A 16,834-nucleotide genomic window follows, 5' to 3' on the forward strand; every position below is an offset into this window, starting at 1 on the left:
AGCTGTAAAAGCTGTTTGAGTGACAGTCACTATGCCCTGTTTAAAATAAGCTTGGCTCCATTGGTGAGCCTAGATCTGTTTAGGTCAATGCGTTTGAGTTAATATCGGGATACTAAGCACTAAGCACTAAGCATTAAATATTAAACATTAAGCCAGTTTTAGGTCGAACTCAGTGCGGTACATCACCATATCTTCAATGGTCAGTACAGGCATGTTGTGCATTTTACCGAAAGCAACGATCTCTGGCGCTTTTGCCATCGTGCCGTCTGGGTTGGTAACTTCACACAGTACACCTGCCGATTGAAGACCTGCCATTTGCATTAGATCCACAGTACCTTCTGTGTGACCGCGGCGAGCCAGTACACCACCTTTACGCGCACGTAATGGGAATACGTGGCCAGGGCGAGCTAGGTCAGTAGGTTTAGCCGTTGGGTTTGCAGCTGTCTTGATCGTTGTTACACGGTCAGCGGCAGAAACACCTGTTGTTACGCCGACTTTTGCTTCGATAGTAACGGTAAACGCAGTTTGGTTTGCGCTGTTGTTATCAACAACCATAGGTGGAAGTTCGAGTTGGTTTGCTTGCTCGTCTGTTAAGCATAAGCACACAATACCGCTGCATTCTCGGATCATAAGCGCCATTTGAGCATTCGTTAGGTGTTCTACTGAGTAGATGATGTCGCCTTCGTTCTCGCGATCTTCATCGTCAAGTAAAAGTACGCCACGACCTTCGCGTAGAGCTTGCAGTGCGTTTTCAACGCGAGTGATTGGTTCGCCAAATTCGGCAAGTAGTGAAGACTGATTCATGGTTAAACTCCTAAAATATCACCAGAATCAGGGCTGTATGAGGGATCTCAACCGAGCACAACAAAGCAGACTCATTACAAGTCGACTTGTACCAATCGTAGTAAACAACTGGTCATTCTAGCTGGTTAAAACCCTTGATAACGGCGTTAAAATTTTTGACTGTAGAATAACTACTTTTCGAAAAATTTTGCCTTGTTCTCAAGCGTTTTTCCTGCGCTATCTCTGATCATTTATTTACTGTGATTGGTATTAGCTCATTATGGTTTTATCCAAAACGAAATGCACCCGTCTAAGTTGGAGGCATGAACCTAATAAATAGGTACACCTTTCCAACTTAAACGAGTGTGTTTTCATTCTCTCTCATCCGGACTATGACCGTCGGCTCTGGCATCTCACCAGATCTGCTGACCTCGACGAATCGAGCGCTCGCGGGCTTATCTTTAGATTTTGCTAAAAACATACCGCCGGTGGGGAATTTCGCCCCGCCCTGAGAATAAAAATTAATAATCTGTTTTGCTTTGAAAGCAGACCAGATGGTAATCCTTTCAATAGTGGATTTAAAGGACTGAGGGCAAAGTTTTTCAGATTCCGGCCTTATAGTCGGGTAAGTGTTCACTTTATCAGCAGAACGCGTCCGGTAGTCTATTAGTGGGATGATGCCTTTGTCTCGTCTGGTTTCAGTGATTTTTGCTATCTCTATGAACATAAATGGATGTTGAACATTATTGGTGCTGGCGTGGCTGTTCACCGAATCAATACTCAAGAGGTTCATCAATCGAACATTGTTAGACCATGACGGCTTAATGACCGTTTTGACATAAAATTGATATTGGCAGTGCTAAGCTGCGCTAGCATCCATCCACTTTATCCAAAAGATCTTAGTCATGACATCTCCGTTCTCTAACAAATCCAAAGGCTTATTACTGCTCGTTTTAAGTTTGTCTTCTCTCGTACCGTTTTTGATCTTTGGATCTTATTTTGACCTTGGGGCTGGGGTTTCGCCTTTCCAAGGCGCCTTCATAACGTTTGTGACTTACTCGGCGGGTAATCAAGGGTTCTTGGTAACGCTAGCTGTTTTGTCTTTGGTATTGCTCACGATGAAATTTTCCAAAGTTAAGCTCGTCAGCCTTTGTCTGCAGCTCGGCTTGTTGTTGGTTCTCAGCTTTGCAGCAAAAACTTTCTTAAAGCACTCTACAGAAAGCCCGCGTCCTTATTCTGAGTATTTGGTGACCCAAGAAGTCGTTGACATGCCAGAGCTGTTTTACGAACTGCCATTGGTAGAAAAGAACGCAGCGATTGTATCTGTGCAAGATAAGGTGAGTGAGTGGCGAACACGTCATTGGCTAGGTGAGACTGACTATTCTTTCCCATCTGGGCACATGATTTTCGTTGGCGTGTGTCTGGCGTTCTTTGGCGGCTTGTTCCTAGAAGCGAAACGTTTTTACTTAGTCGGCGGTTTGCTAGTTTGGGCTGGTGGCGTTGCTTATAGTCGTGTTTGGCTTGGTATGCACCGCCCTGAAGACTTAGCTGCGTCTATCGCCTTTGCCGGTTTGATTTACCTATTGGTGCCACTGATTCCGACGCAAAGAATAGAACTTTTGTTACCGATGTTTCTAAGAGATCGCAAATGAGTAATAAACTTGCCTAGAAGAGCTCTGGTGGGGCTTTTGAAAGAGAGGAATAAAAAACCGCCTTCGGAGAAGGCGGCTATTTTAAAGATGACTGCTATTGAAAAACTATAGATGCTATTTGAAACTATAACCTCCATACACTACGGGTTTCATTCTAACTAACTGTTTTAGTAGAAATTAACGTAGTTTAAACATACCAACCATTGATGCCAGTCGTTCGTTTACTTGGGAGATATTGTTGGTTTGCACCAAAGCTTGATCTCCATTTTTGTTGAGTTCATTTACAATGTCACTCAGAGCCACCATGTTACGACTAATTTCCTGAGTGACGCTGCTTTGCTCTTCTGCGGCCGTTGCAATTTGAATACTTAGGTCATTGATCCCCGTTACTTGTGACGTTAGCTCATTTAAGCTGCTGCCCACTTTCTCGGTGTTATTAAAAGTTTCGTCACAAGTCCCTTTCGTCTTATTCATAGACTCTTCAACATTCTTGTTCACTGAAAGCAATCGAGTCAGCGCTTGTTCAATCTGTTGTGTACTCGCTTGTGTTCGACTCGCTAAGGCTCTCACTTCATCCGCTACGACTGCAAACCCACGACCTTGCTCGCCCGCTCGTGCTGCTTCAATCGCTGCATTTAACGCAAGAAGATTGGTCTGTTCAGCGATTTCACCAATCACTGTCAAAATATCACTGATTCCTTTAGTTTCTTGGCTCATGCTTTCTAGGTTCGATGATGTGTTCTCTATCTCAGAAACTAGTGCATTAACCTTCATTTGTGCATCACCGACAGCATTGAGTGATTGCTCCCCGATATCGGACGCGACTTTAGTTGATTGCGCCGTTTCACCTGCATTTTGGGCAACGGCGTCAGCTGTTGAACTCATTTCTTCAATGGCAGTGACAATTTGTTCAGTTTCTTGCACGTGCTGATTCAAAATGTGGTTATTTTCATCTGATTTATGTTCAAGTTGCTGCACATTTTCTTTCAGTTCAGACGATGCTGCGTCAATTTTTAGCATCAAGTCTTGTATATGCTCGATGAATTGGTTTACACCAGATGCGATTTGCCCTAAATCATCGTGTTTCTTTACTTCGAGTCTCTGAGTTAAATCACCATCACCATTTGATAGCCCTGTAATGGTTTCTTTCAACGCTAGGATGGGTTTGTAAAGAATATTGAGAATGAATAACGTGGCAACTACGCTGATCAATAGGTAGACAATCGTGATCATAATTGCTTGCTGTTGAGCTACTTCTAGCGCTGCGAATACGACGCTTTTGTCTAATCCAACAAGTAGGTACCACTCTTTATCACCATAGCTAACCGCATGGCTGAACATCACTTTCTCAACGCCGTTGATACTATAATTAACGATTGTGCTTTCTGAATTTTGTGCTTTTTTTGCAACGTCTTTCAAAGAAGCGTAATCCGTTAATTTAGTGCCCACCTTAACCACATTGGATGTGCTAGCCAGCACCGTCATGTCATTGGTCATCATCATCGAAATAGCACCGTTGAGGTCGATTTCAGAGACAGTGTCACTTAGAACATCGAGTGGAATGTCTGCCAATACCACACCGTTACCAACATCTTTACCAATGCTCACCATTAAGGTACCTGTTGTGGAGTCTGTATATGGGTCTGTATATACAAGGCTTCCTGAACGCTTACCTTCTTTGTACCAAGCTTTACTGCGAGGGTCGTAGCTTGATGGGCTTTTGTGATTATCCCAGCCCGGGTAATCGAATGAGGCATAAGCATCGCCATTGTCAAAACCTATCATTAAGTTCGCGACATCAGCACCTAATGAGCCCACGCGCATTCGCTCGGCGTGTCTATCTTGATAATTATGTTGACGATAATCAGCAGCTACTTTTGCTACTGCTTGTGTTTTAGCATCCAGGTAAGTCTCAACCTTGTTCCCTTCAATGCGAATACGGTCTTGTGTGCTCTGGTAAATATTCTCAGTCAGTGCTTCCTTATTGCTCTGATATGAAAAATAGTTGGCTGAGCCTACACTTATTGCAATTATTGCTGATACGGCGACTAAAAGAACTTGCTTAAACCCAAGTTGTTTCATTTGAAAGTCCTTAATACTGAATGTGTTCATTTTCCTGCTTAATGAATATGCAGTATATAGACGTATTATGAATAGGACTACGCTACCAATTGAACATTCAGCCTGATTTGAACAGTCTCAGCTCTGTATACAAAAAGCTTATGAAAAAATGGTTTATGCAGTAATGGTTTATTGATGGTGAATGAGAGGGAATCGTGACCGCCAGATAGAGATGTTTACGACAGTGTGGTACTGACTTTAAAGCTTAAATAAGGCGCCGCATTAGGGTATTTGAGCAGAATGGATAACGTCACTAGTCAGTCATATGAGCTTGCTTATCGAGATGAGTGAGCTGTCATCAAAATAGTTACAAAACGTAAGCAACCTTCAGTACTTACGTTATCTCTATACTAACCAGCTAAGCCTTGCCAAATGGCAGTAAAGCCACTGATAGAACATAACAGTAAAGAACCAATACGTATCTTCTCTTTAGGAATGCTTTGCGTGGTCATTAACGCCACTTTGTAACCCAACCAAGCAGCAGGCAGCAAAGGTATGGTGATGATCAAATGGTGCATAGTGAAGAAGCCAATTGGGATCTGAACAATCAACGAAATGATTGAACTAAAGACAAAAAAGGCAGACAAGTTGCCACGCAGCTGATTGGCATCTTGGTGTTGGAGTAGCAGTGCCATAGGTGGACCACCAATACCTGAACTGGTGCCAAAAAATCCTGAGAAGAATCCCGCGATGCCCATTTTGGCAGGCGTCGGCTCTAACCTAAATGGAAGCAAGCTGACAATCACTGCAAATACCACTAATAAACCTAACCAAAGTGACAACACGCTCGTTGAAACCATCACCAACAAGGCACCGCCTGCTAGTGAGCCTGGAATGCGTCCTAGTAATGCGATTTTTAATCCGCCAATAGAAATGTTTGCACGGTGTTTAAAGGCGTTGAATAACGAGATGAACAGGCCAACTAAACAGATAGGCGCAGGTACATAGTCTGGTGAAACCAAAAACAACAGTGGGGCAGCCACAATGGCCAAACCAAAGCCGATTGCAGTTTGCACAAATGAGCCTGCAAAAATGAGTGCCATTGCGATAAGGGCGGTCTGATCTAGGTATTCCATAAGCCTGCGGATTAGTTTTAAAGGAGCGAGTGGATACTATAAATTAAAACGAAAAGGATAGTCTTATTATTCAGTGAGGTTTATGCAAATATCGACAGTTTTAATTGGTGAAATAGTGACTAACAAAAAAGCGAGTGAGTATATCAGGATGCTTCTTTTCAATACTCACTCGCTTTATTGGAACGACTTGTTGTTTACGCTAGTGGGGGAGTCAGCGTTAAACGTTAAGCCATTGCCAATTTCAGTCGCTCAATCGGCTTGTCATTGATTGGTAAATGGATAAGTGCTGCTGCAAATGCCAGTACCACCGTTGACCACCAGATTGGCTCGTAAGAACCGTAGTAATCGTAAATACGACCACCAACCCAAGCGCCTAAGAAGCTACCCACTTGGTGAGTAAAGAACACCAAACCGTACAACGTTGACAGGTAACGAGCACCGAAGATCTGACGAACTAAGCCAGAAGTTAGCGGAACCGTACCCAACCAACAAAAACCAATCGCTGCACCGAAGATTGCCGCGGTTGACTCAGTAACAGGCAAAGTGACAAAAGCTCCGATAACCACGGCACGCACTAAGTACAGTGCCGACATTACATGACGCTTGCTGAACTTATCACCCATCACACCCCAGAAGTAAGACCCGAAGATGTTGAAGATGCCAACGTAAGCCAGTGCCATTGCTGCGCTGCTCGCCGGTAGGTTTTTGTCTGCTAAGTAACTTGGTAGGTGCGTCGCAATGAACATTACGTGGAAACCACACACGAAGAAGCCCGCGTGAATTAACCAGTAACTTTTGTTCGCAAACGCCTCAGACAACGCTTCTTTTAGCGTTTGGTTCTCTTCAGCTTGCGCTTGTTTGTTTGAGGCTGCTTTAGGCGCTCGCATAAACAGCGCAAAAGAGATTATGAAACAACAAAGTACGCCAAAGACTTGCATCGCACTCTGCCAGTCAAATTCGTTCAACATGTATTGCGCGCCCGGAATTACCGCGAACATACCAAATGAACCTGCTGCTGTGGTTAAACCAAATGCCTTAGCCGCGTGCTCTGCAGGTACTACTTTTGCTACCGCGCCTAGCACGATCACATAGCTCGTCGCACTCAATCCAAGGCCAACTAATGCGCCTAGTGAAACGTAAAGCATGCTTGATTCGGTAGAAATAGAGGTAAGAAGTAAACCCAAACCGTAAGCACATGCACCTGCAATAATGATGCGTCTTGCTCCCCATTTGTCAGCGGCCATGCCCACAAAAGGCTGGAACGCACCGAACAGCAGGTTTTGTAGAGCAATGGCGAAGCTGAAAAACTCACGGCCGGTGCCGAAATGCTCTGAAATTGGCATCATGAAAATGCCGAATGATTGTCTGATCCCTAGACTGATAATAAGTGTGCCGATCCCAAGCCATACCAGTAAAGGAAAACGGAAAATGCTCATTCTAATACTCTTAAATTAATGGTGGTGATGTGAGTGGTCTTGCGCTGACATGTGTTGGTCAGTCATTTTATTGTGGTGTTCGTGCCCGGAATGCTCATGCGCTGACTGCTGGTGGCATCCACTGCTAACGGCATGCTGAGCCAAGAGATCGATCAATGGCTGATTGTGATGCACAATTACCAAACTAATGACAAGGAATAGCGTCATTCTGGCGAGTTGGGCAAAAAGAGATTGTGAAAACATAAGGTGTTTACATGCGCTCAATGTTGTAAGAAGTCGCGCATCATAATGACGAGTAGGGTATGTATCAAATGACCTTTTGTGATTTAGTCTATGCGTTTTATGCATAGATTTAAGCATCGCTGGAGTTGGAATGAAACGTAGCTAATAAATAGGAAAACACGAAGCTCGCTGATTATGTGGTAGAAGCGGAGAATTTAGGATGGATATTTAATTTTTTAGATATAACTGATTGTTTTAGTGAAGTATTTTAAAGCCTGTAAAAGCTAGTATACAAATTAATCACTCAGTAACACTGCGCATTTACTCGACTTATCTGTTAAACATCGTAAATTTGTACTTCAATCGTTTCAACGGGACTGAAACGCGATGTTAAAAGATTCAGGGAGAGTCATTCACATGGATAAAGATCATAACCTTCGCGAAAACTTACTGGCACTGATCTTAGGTAGCGCGCTAGTGTCACTCGGCGTTATCTTTTTCAATCAAGTCGGTTTGCTCACCGGAGGCACGGCTGGTCTAGCGATCTTCATTACCAAAGTGACAGATTTGAGCTTTGGCCAAGTGTTCTTCGCACTTAACTTACCTTTCTATATTTTGTCGGTTGCTCGTATGGGCTGGCGCTTCACCATCAATACGTTTATCGCGGTTTCGATTGTTTCGTTCGCCGTGGATCACTTGTATCACGTGATTCAAATTGCCGAAATTCATGCATTGTATGCAGCTTTACTTGGTGGTGGCTTGATTGGTACCGGCATGTTGGTGATCTTCCGTCATAAAATGAGCTTAGGTGGCTTCAACATTCTGGCGCTGTTCTTACAAGAACGTTTTGGGATTCGTGCGGGTAAGGTTCAGATGGCACTAGATTGTACGATTGTTGTGCTTTCACTGTTTATCGTTGATGTGTCGCTGGTTCTTCTGTCTGTACTGGGTGCGATAGTAACCAACTTGATTTTGGCGATGAACCATAAACCGGGACGCTATCAACCGGTCGTAAAAGCGGAAGCGGCGTAGTTCGGTACGATCAAGCACTAGGTTCGCTTAAGTACTCGATTCGCATAAACAAAGCGTGATTTGCAGATTATGAAAACAACAAAGCCAGCATCAACTGCTGGCTTTGTTCTATTTTAGGGATGGCTATTAGCACTTACTGCAATCGTTATCTGGTTTGAGCTCGCAGTCAATCACATTGCCTTGTTGATCAAGTGACAGGTTACAGCACTCTTCAAACAAGTTCTTAAGATCCCCGCGGCTTTTCTGAACACGAGACTTAACGGTTGAGTAGCTGATGTTTTGAGCCTCTGCGATCTCTTTTTGGCTTTGACCTTTGATATCGACAGCAAGCAGTAGCGATGAACTTTGTTCTGGCAGTGCCTGAATAAAAGGTTCAATACACAATGAGAGCTTCTGCTTAAATTCAGAGTCGTGGTCTAAATCGGTAAACCACAGATCTTCAGCATCAATTTGGCTATCACGTTGTTGGCGTGCATGTTTACGGTAGAAGTCGATAATGGTGTTGTTGGCTAACTGGAACAGCCAAGCCTTAACACTGCTCGCATCTTGTACCTTGTCTAAGTTCTGATAAGTCTTAATCAAGATCTCTTGAAGCAGGTCGTCTACATCGGCGGTGTTGTTGACCTTAGAATGCAAGAATGACTTTAACGCTTGCTGATACTCAGCCCAAACCTGTTCTAAGTTCAAAGATGTACTATTCAAAGGTGCCCCGTTCGAAGGTGCATCAGTTGCACTGTTCATTTACGCAACACTCGTCTTGTAAGAAATCAATCACACCTTCTAGGCATTCATACTCCGCCACGCAGAATAGAGTTCTTCCTTCTCGTCTTTGGCTGATGAGGCCTGCAGACGCTAGGCTTGAAATGTGGTGAGACAAGGTGGAACCAGGGATACCTAGCTCTTCTTGTAGGCCGCCAACTGCAATGCCTTGGTAGCCAGCTTTAACGACACTCTTATAAATAGTTAGGCGAATAGGGTGTCCCAACTCTTTAAGTGCTTTCGCTACGACTTCTAAGTTCATATTAACTCCTCAAGATTTAATTTCGATGTTAGTCGAAATGTATGTCGAATTCAAATTTAAAAACGGTGTCTGTATAAGTCATTGAAAAACCGTGTTTTCGAAAGTCATTTCGATTTTTATCGAAATAAATCTTGATCTGGAGCTGTTTGTTTCTATAATTCGAGAATATTCGAAATTAAGGGTTGGTTACTTTTCTCATAGAGCCCGACCTTCAATCCAGTTTGGAGTTAATTATGAGCAATGAAATGTTAACAATGCTAAAAGACGCACTTGATATGTTCGCCTTCTTAGCAGTAGAGCTAATCATCCTTTTCTTGGCGATCAGCTACATTGTTGGGATTCTGCAAGAGTTTCTTACTCCAGAGAAGATTCAATCGATTCTGAACTCGCGTAACGGCAAGGGTTATGTGGTTGCAGCGCTACTAGGTGCGATTACGCCTTTCTGTTCATGTTCGACGATTCCTTTCCTTAAAGGGTTGCTGCGTGCACGAGCGGGTTTCGGGCCAATGATGGTGTTCCTATTCGGTAGCCCACTATTGAACCCAGTGATCATTGGTTTGTTCGTGATTACGTTCGGCTGGCAAGTCGCTGTGTTCTACTTCCTTGTAGCAATGACGGTGTCTGTAGTGGCTGGTTACGCACTTGAGAAGCTTGGCTTTGAGCGTTACGTAAAACCTGAAGCGTATGAATCAACAGGTTCAGCTTCAAGCTGTGGCACTAGCTGTGGTGACTCTGCTCCTAAGAAAGCAGCACCGGCTAAAGCAGAATCTTCATGTGGTACAAGTACATGTGGCGAACCTGCACCAGTAATGGCTAAAGAGACATCTTGCTGCGATTCTAAAAAAGAAGAGCCACAAGTAACCGTTTCATGCTGTTCAGCGGATGGAAGCGCAACAGCTGAAATCGTAGAGAAGAAAGAACCTAGCCGTTGGATGAGAATTTGGTTCTCAACTTGGAAAGACTTCAAACAAGTTTTCCCTTACCTGATGATGGGTATCGCGATTGGTTCATTCATCTACGGCTTCATTCCTACAGACCTAATTGCACAGTACGCTGGTGAAGGTATGTGGTATGCAATTCCAGTAGCAGCCGTGATTGGTATTCCACTGTACATTCGTGCTGAAGCGGTAATCCCACTAAGCGCAGCTTTAGTGCAGAAAGGTATGGCATTGGGTTCAGTAATGGCATTGATTATTGGTAGTGCAGGTGCAAGTTTGACGGAAGTTATCCTGCTTAAATCAATCTTCAAGAACCAAATGATTGCAGCATTCCTATTCGTTATCCTAAGCATGGCAATGGGTGCAGGCTTCCTATACAGCTTCATCTTTGGTTAATCAGGTCTGATTCCTAGATAACTCCATTGATAGCAAGATATAGATAATAAAAAAAGAGCTCACTTAGTTGAGCTCTTTTTGTGTTTAGGCGGTCAAAAAATCATGGGCATTAGGCTTAATTTGTTTGAGAACGCTATTATTCCGGAAGTGCTGCTATCGAAAATAACACTCATCAACCCCTACTTTTAGACTTGAATGTAACCGCTTTGATGCCAAGTATTAACAATATTCATGTTTTGTAGGTGTCAATTAATTGGTGAGCTTATTTAATCTTTTTGGCTGATTATTGGACGGTTTTCATATCGATATCTAGTATTTATGTAAGGGTGAATAATGAAATAGCATCGTTCAAAATTAACGTTTGTTTAGCTTTAATTCAACGATGACAGCGTCAAAAGACTTGGAGTTAATGAATGAAAGATAAGTTGAAAATTTACTGCCTTGGAACCCCTACACTTGAAACCAGAGAATCATTTGAGCTCGTGCCAGTCAGTGACATTAATCAATTCCCTGAATTATTGGGCGGCGTCATAGTTCTGAATGGCGATCTTAGTTCGCAAGACGACTTGATGAGCCAACTCCACCGTAGCAGGAAATTTTGGTCTTGGAAGATTTATATTTTAGAAGATAGTGCATTATCAGAGTGTTTATCAGACGGCACTTTAAATCCAGAAAGTGTTGAAGAAGAGGTGATTCAACACCGCAGAACGTTAGAAAGTATTATCGACTCATCGGATACATTAGACCCTCTTGTTGGGTGGTTAGGCTTGGATCAAAGACGTCGATTATCACCTCACAAATATTTGTCTCATAAATCGATATATTCCTATCCGTTAGTGGAGCTTTACTATCCGGAGTTAAGTTCAACTTATCGTTTTGTATTATCAGAGACTAAGCGAGACACTTTTGAAATTGAGGATTTAATCGATCGAGTAAGAGTGTGTCATGAATGTGCCAGTGCCCACTTAAACTACATCGAAGCGTGTCCTTCTTGCAAAGACATTGATATTACTGAGCGTACCTCTCTCCATTGTTTCACGTGTGGCCATGTTGCTGAACAAGGGCTTTTCAAACGCAATCAAAAATTAGAATGCCCGAAATGTTTGACTCAGCTTCGACATATTGGAGTGGATTATGATCGCCCTTTAGAAACTCATACATGTAACTCATGCTCTCACTCTTTTTCTGAGGCGGAGACATTAGCTTCTTGTTTCGAGTGTGGTACAAAAAACGATATTTCAAAGTTGGTTGTTAGGAAGATTTATTCGCTGAAACTTGGAGTTCAGGGAGAGTATATATTCCGTCATGGAGTGAAGCTATCGGCGCCTGAACTGACCTTAAGCGGGAAAGTAGACGGCGGGTATTTTTCTAATCTTCTTAGCTGGGTTAATAGGATTGCACTTCGCCACGAAGAAGAGCACTTATTATTGGGGTTACACCTGCCTGATTTAGCGCAGTATGTGTCTAAAAATGGAGACGCAAAAATGTTTGCTTTGATCGAGCAAATTACAGAGCGTTTAAACGGATTGTTTAGAGATTCTGATATTTGTTGTCAGTTTAAAAGCGATGTTCTTCTTGTATTTATGCCTAAAGCTAAGATGGAACATATAGAAGTATTACGCGGGAAAATTGAAGCACTTTGTTCTTTAATCGAAGATGACGATTTCACGCTGAATGTCTTTGCATGGGGTATACCCGATCCAACAATGAAAGAAGATGTTGGTTATTGGTTAGAAAGTAAAGTCAGTGAAATCTATGCTGTCAGTTAGCCTTGATCTCCAACAGTACTTCTGGGGGATGCTTTTAGAGAACTCTGAGCTTTGGCTAATGCTTTTCCCCATGATGATTATGGTGGAGCTCCCACTCTTTCTGCTTGTGTTAAGTGGAATCTTTCGCTGGTCTTATTCGGCCAGTGACATAGAGATAAAAGAATACCCAAGCATCTCGTTTGTAATTACTTGTTATGGAGAAGGAGATGCAATTGAGATAACGATCGACACGCTTGTTGAACAGCTTTATCCCGGAAAGATTGAGATTTTAGCCGTAGTCGATGGAGCAACTCAAAATGAAGATACCTACTTAGCTGCAATGCGAGGGGAGCAAAGACATAAAACGGTAAGAAACAGAGATGTTCGTGTCATTCCTAAGTGGCAAAGAGGAGGTCGCGTATCAACGTTAAATGCTGGTTTAGATAACGCTACCGGCGATTTTGTTATTAATGTTGATGGTGATACTTCTTTTGATAACGACATGGCGTTACAAATGATGAAGCAATTTACTGATAAGAATGTGATTGCTTCTGGAGGTGCTTTACGCGTTAGAAACTGGCAAGAAAATTTGCTTACGCGAATGCAGTCTCTTGAATATATGTTATCAATGCAAGCTGGTAAGACGGGGCTATCCAACTGGGGTGTTCTCAATAATATATCAGGAGCATTTGGTGCCTTTCGAAAGAACACTCTGAAGCAAGTTGGAGGGTGGGATACCCATACTGCTGAAGATCTCGACTTAACGATGAGGCTCAAACAGTACAAGAAAAGACATCCAAACAATAAACTCGCTTTTACACCTAAAGCTGTGGGCCATACTGATGTACCCGATACACTGAAAGGGTTGGTACAACAAAGGCTAAGATGGGATGGAGACTTATTATTTGTGTTTTTAAGGAAACACAATGAAGGTCTAACCCCTAGATTACTCGGTTGGGGAAACTTTATATTTACTTTAGTTTATGGCGTTCTACAAAACGTATTGCTGCCCATTCTAGTTTCGCTATTCATGTTTTACATATTTTGGGCTTACCCCTTCGATTTTGTTGCTGCACTTCTGATCCTTATCTATTGCGTCTATTTGTCGACAGTGTTGTTGTTTTTTACTGTCTATATTGGGTTGGTTTCCGAAAGAGCGAAAGAAGATCTTAAGATGGCAAAATGGCTAATCTTGTATCCGTTTTATCAGTTCTTTATGCGGTTGATTACGGCGTTCTCAATGGTGAATGAGTTATTTAGAAGAAGTCATGAAGAATCCAGTATGGCTCCTTGGTGGGTATTGAAAAAAGGCAAAAGGTTTTAACAATGAAAGTGAAATTTCATCTTGATAAAAAGAATAACCCTCAATCGGATGATGGTATCAAAGTTGCTTACGGACAAGCGAAAAGAGGAGGCTACCGCTTTCGTTGGTATTTAATCTTAAGCTTAGTGGTTAGCCCTCTATTATTCGTAGCGTATTTTTTCTTAAAGACAAATTTTCTGGTTATTGCTCCGGCAATCATTACCTCGCATCCTGTAACCTTAACCTCTAAAGTTGCAGGAGTAGTCGGCCCAATTCCAGTAGACGATGGAAGTCAAATCCTAAAATCAGAGACAGCGATTCAGTTGACTAATATGGAAGTGGAAGCGCAAATCGAATTTCTTCATGCTGAGTTATTAGATTTAGAAATCAGGTTTCCTGATGATATTGGCTTACTGCACTTGAAAGGTATTGAAGAAACGCGCAGTAATTTAAACACGGTACAGCAAATTCAAACGCGCTATGAAGAATACAGGAAGAAAGGTCAGGTATCCGATGTGGACTACGCAAGTATAGTGGGAATGAGTAACTCACTTAACAATCAGCTTAATGGACAAAAACTTGATTATCAAAATGCGAAATTAGCTGAACAAGAAAGAGAATTAGCGGGTCCGGTTAGTCAGGCTCGACGTGCTTTAATGAAAGATCTAGCACTTAAACGTGTTGTTGAACAAGGATTGGCGATTAAGTCTCCCTATGCAGGTCGCGTTGTCGATATCCATGTCGTTGAAGGACAGAGAGTGTTCGAAGGTGACGAGCTTGTAACGATAGCGAAGAATACCATCCCGCAAGTGGTCGCGTATTTAGACCCTAAATATTTAGAGAATGCGATAATAGGAGCTCATACCAAGGTAAGGTTTCCTAATGGTAGTACTTTTGAGGCTGAGATTGCAGATTCGGTAGAAATCGTCAGTAAGTTGCCGACTCAATTAGCAAGCCCTTTTGAAGGGCAACCGGCATATCTCAAAGTAGCATTGAACTTTACGGCTGATTTGCCTCGAGAATATTGGATTGAAGGGATGACCGTCGAAGTGCGTTTTTAATTAGCACGCTAATTTGAGCATAAATGGAGCGTATATCGCTCCATTTATGGTTTTAGGATTAGCTATTTTTATAGCGAACTGTTGTTTTAGAGTGATCTTCTGCTTTAGAGAGAACTATCGTAGAGAGAGCTGTGGATATCAAAAACCACGTACATCCAGTTCATTGTTGATCAACACAACACACTGAGAAGCAAACAACATGTTTGGACCTAAACTGATTTTCTCTGTACCTAGACGCTTTAAGCTGTTGTAGCTTTTCTTCGGCATAGGGATGTGGTCAGTTAGAAGGAAACATGGGTTTTTAGCAATCTCTGCATCACGGATAAAGTCGCCTTTCTTATCCATCATGTACAGCTGGTGGTCTTCAGCCAGTTCTTTAACCAACTTTTCAAAGCTCATAGTACGAACTGTGATGCCCGGTTCAACCTGACGTGTCTGTTCTTTTGTCATGCCTTGAGAAGCATCAACCGCTCTTACTACCGCTGATAACAATGCCGATTCATGAAAGCCACCAATGTTAGTGATCTCATTTGAATCGAAAGTGATCGTACGTGAAAAGTCTTTAGTACTTTCTAACACAAGGTGCACGGTGACATTCTCACGGTGAGATTGAGCAACGAAGATCGTGTTCATCAAAGTATGAGCCAGAATCTCAGTATGAGCGTCTTGCCCAACACCTTCTAAGATAAGTTTGCTCTCTGTAGGGGCTGCGCGAGCGCGTAATACAAATGAACGCATGGAATGTACCTTGTCAGTATGTGATAAAACGAAACAGACTTTATCAACATGAATTGATGAATAACCAAAATTATGGCGGTATGTAACTCTTTTCTATTAATGAAGTCAAATGGAGTTATGTATAGTACTGACCACAAGAACTCTACGTATTAAATAGAGAGTGACCACATTACAAGATGGTAAAGGTTGAAGAGAATCAAGGTTTACATAGATAGTATGCGCAAATTATGAGGTGACTTATACCAATCACAGTAAGTAAGTGATCATAAATAGCGCAGGAAAAAGGCTTGAGAACAAGGCGGCTCTATTCGACAAAGAGTTTCGATAAGTAGTTATTCTACAATCAAAATTTCTAACGCAGTTATTAAGCGTTTTAACCAGCTAGGGTGAACAGTTATTTACTACGATTGGTATTACATAAGGAAGTAGTCGATGAAGTTACAGAAGATTAATAAAGAAGAATATAGAAAGAAGATGAACCTACTGTTGGTTTCATTGGTTGGGTCACTAGCCTTGTTTGCCATTGTATTTGGTAGCATTCTGATTGAGCTTTTTGGTTCAGCTGGCTCCGTTACAGGGGAAGCGACGGGTAATTTCCATTTGAATGTACTCGGGGTGATTTTATCAGTCGCCTTGAATGCGTTTATTGCGAGCCGTGTGAAAGGGCATGATTACTTTAAAGAAGCGCTTTATGTGTGGAACCTGAAACAGATTCACAATCAAATCTATCGTAAGCTAAAGCGTATTCAACCAAGAGCTGAGCAAGGCGACCGAGAAGCATTAACTATCCTTTACTTCTATTACACCACGCAAAAACAGGTATACGACCTAGATAACAATACATTGACGATAAAAACGGTTCAGAAATCTCTAGATAACATAATGGAGCTTAGTGAAAAGTGGAGTATCGAACTGGATATAGAGACATTCTCGAAAGATCTAGTCGCGAAATTCTAAGTTATATGCTCTTGATTGTATGAGCTTTGGCCTATGAAAGAGGGTTTTGACGTAAAAGTAGACGCTTAAGCAATTTTTTTGAATTTTTATCAAAAAAGGGGTTGCCATGTTTTCGATGATCTCTATAATGCCGCCTCACTGACACGGTAGACGCTACAAGGCTTCAGAGGAAATCAGTAAGACGGAAAGTTCGAAAGGAATTAATTTTAAAAAGTGTTTGACACTTAAAATTAAATCGCTAGAATTCACGTCCGCTTTCAAGGGTTTCTTTGTAAAAAGAAAGTTTCGACAAGCAAAGCTCTTTAACAATTTAAACCTATCAATCTGTGTGGGCACTCGTTGATGAATAT

The 16,834-nt window shown here is 42.2% G+C and carries 14 protein-coding genes and 1 riboswitch; of the genes, 7 read left to right on the forward strand and 7 right to left on the reverse strand.

Annotated elements, in window-relative coordinates:
- Positions 1–147: 147 nt before the first annotated feature.
- Entirely contained in the window at positions 148–804 is a 657-nt protein-coding gene (gene ribB / locus AB6D80_RS14610; RefSeq protein ID WP_004733029.1) for a 3,4-dihydroxy-2-butanone-4-phosphate synthase, read from the reverse strand.
- 348 nt (positions 805–1,152) lie between these two features.
- Positions 1,153–1,303, reverse strand: a riboswitch (FMN riboswitch).
- A gap of 385 nt (positions 1,304–1,688) precedes the next feature.
- On the opposite strand from ribB, the gene AB6D80_RS14615 reads away from it, so the two are divergent.
- Positions 1,689–2,435: a phosphatase PAP2 family protein gene (locus AB6D80_RS14615; protein WP_372188905.1), complete on the forward strand. Its 747-nt coding sequence runs from the start codon at positions 1,689–1,691 to the stop codon at positions 2,433–2,435.
- Between the two features lie 177 nt (positions 2,436–2,612).
- Here the strand turns inward: AB6D80_RS14615 and AB6D80_RS14620 are convergent, their stop codons facing one another.
- The 3 genes from AB6D80_RS14620 to AB6D80_RS14630 form a co-directional block, all read right to left on the reverse strand.
- Complete coding sequence (locus tag AB6D80_RS14620; RefSeq protein WP_017097979.1) at positions 2,613–4,517, reverse strand: methyl-accepting chemotaxis protein; 1,905 nt, start codon at positions 4,515–4,517, stop codon at positions 2,613–2,615.
- Between the two features lie 389 nt (positions 4,518–4,906).
- Positions 4,907–5,632 (reverse strand): sulfite exporter TauE/SafE family protein, encoded by a 726-nt coding sequence (locus tag AB6D80_RS14625; RefSeq protein WP_009846277.1) that lies wholly within the window; start codon positions 5,630–5,632, stop codon positions 4,907–4,909.
- Between the two features lie 224 nt (positions 5,633–5,856).
- Entirely contained in the window at positions 5,857–7,068 is a 1,212-nt protein-coding gene (locus tag AB6D80_RS14630) for an MFS transporter (RefSeq protein WP_372188906.1), read from the reverse strand.
- Between the two features lie 639 nt (positions 7,069–7,707).
- Here AB6D80_RS14630 and AB6D80_RS14635 point away from each other — a divergent pair.
- The gene (locus tag AB6D80_RS14635) at positions 7,708–8,322 is read left to right on the forward strand and encodes a YitT family protein (RefSeq protein WP_017065874.1); all 615 of its coding nucleotides are present in this window, start codon (positions 7,708–7,710) and stop codon (positions 8,320–8,322) included.
- A gap of 126 nt (positions 8,323–8,448) precedes the next feature.
- Here AB6D80_RS14635 and sigZ read toward each other — a convergent pair whose 3' ends face one another.
- Positions 8,449–9,063 carry an RNA polymerase sigma factor SigZ gene (sigZ, locus tag AB6D80_RS14640; protein WP_372188908.1) on the reverse strand — a complete coding sequence of 205 codons (615 nt, stop codon included), beginning with the start codon at positions 9,061–9,063 and terminating at the stop codon, positions 8,449–8,451.
- A complete protein-coding gene (locus AB6D80_RS14645; protein WP_004733042.1) occupies positions 9,047–9,343 on the reverse strand; it encodes a helix-turn-helix transcriptional regulator in 297 nt (98 codons plus the stop codon). The genes sigZ and AB6D80_RS14645 overlap by 17 nt, the downstream gene beginning before the upstream one ends.
- A gap of 233 nt (positions 9,344–9,576) precedes the next feature.
- Here AB6D80_RS14645 and AB6D80_RS14650 point away from each other — a divergent pair, with 233 nt between their 5' ends.
- The 4 genes from AB6D80_RS14650 to AB6D80_RS14665 all read left to right on the forward strand — a co-directional run bounded on the left by AB6D80_RS14650 (position 9,577) and on the right by AB6D80_RS14665 (position 14,789).
- Positions 9,577–10,677, forward strand: coding sequence for a permease (locus AB6D80_RS14650; protein ID WP_372188910.1), 1,101 nt, complete (start codon positions 9,577–9,579; stop codon positions 10,675–10,677).
- Positions 10,678–11,090: 413 nt separating this feature from the next.
- Positions 11,091–12,446 carry a diguanylate cyclase gene (locus AB6D80_RS14655; RefSeq protein ID WP_372188912.1) on the forward strand — a complete coding sequence of 452 codons (1,356 nt, stop codon included), beginning with the start codon at positions 11,091–11,093 and terminating at the stop codon, positions 12,444–12,446.
- Positions 12,433–13,749 (forward strand): glycosyltransferase, encoded by a 1,317-nt coding sequence (locus tag AB6D80_RS14660; protein WP_372188918.1) that lies wholly within the window; start codon positions 12,433–12,435, stop codon positions 13,747–13,749. Before AB6D80_RS14655 ends, AB6D80_RS14660 begins: the two co-directional genes overlap by 14 nt.
- Positions 13,716–14,789 carry an HlyD family secretion protein gene (locus AB6D80_RS14665; protein ID WP_372188914.1) on the forward strand — a complete coding sequence of 358 codons (1,074 nt, stop codon included), beginning with the start codon at positions 13,716–13,718 and terminating at the stop codon, positions 14,787–14,789. Before AB6D80_RS14660 ends, AB6D80_RS14665 begins: the two co-directional genes overlap by 34 nt.
- A 138-nt stretch (positions 14,790–14,927) precedes the next feature.
- On the opposite strand, the gene trmY is transcribed toward AB6D80_RS14665, so the two are convergent.
- Positions 14,928–15,527 carry a tRNA (pseudouridine(54)-N(1))-methyltransferase TrmY gene (gene trmY, locus AB6D80_RS14670; RefSeq protein ID WP_372188916.1) on the reverse strand — a complete coding sequence of 200 codons (600 nt, stop codon included), beginning with the start codon at positions 15,525–15,527 and terminating at the stop codon, positions 14,928–14,930.
- Positions 15,528–15,959: 432 nt separating this feature from the next.
- Between trmY and AB6D80_RS14675 the strand changes: the two genes are divergently transcribed.
- On the forward strand, positions 15,960–16,484 hold the full coding sequence (locus tag AB6D80_RS14675) for a DUF3087 family protein (RefSeq protein WP_009846286.1): 525 nt from the start codon (positions 15,960–15,962) through the stop codon (positions 16,482–16,484).
- The last annotated feature ends 350 nt before the right edge of the window (positions 16,485–16,834 follow it).

Origin of the sequence: Vibrio sp. 10N.247.310.17 (assembly GCF_041466605.1) — a bacterium.
In the GTDB taxonomy this organism is placed as follows: Bacteria; Pseudomonadota; Gammaproteobacteria; order Enterobacterales; family Vibrionaceae; genus Vibrio; species Vibrio tasmaniensis_A.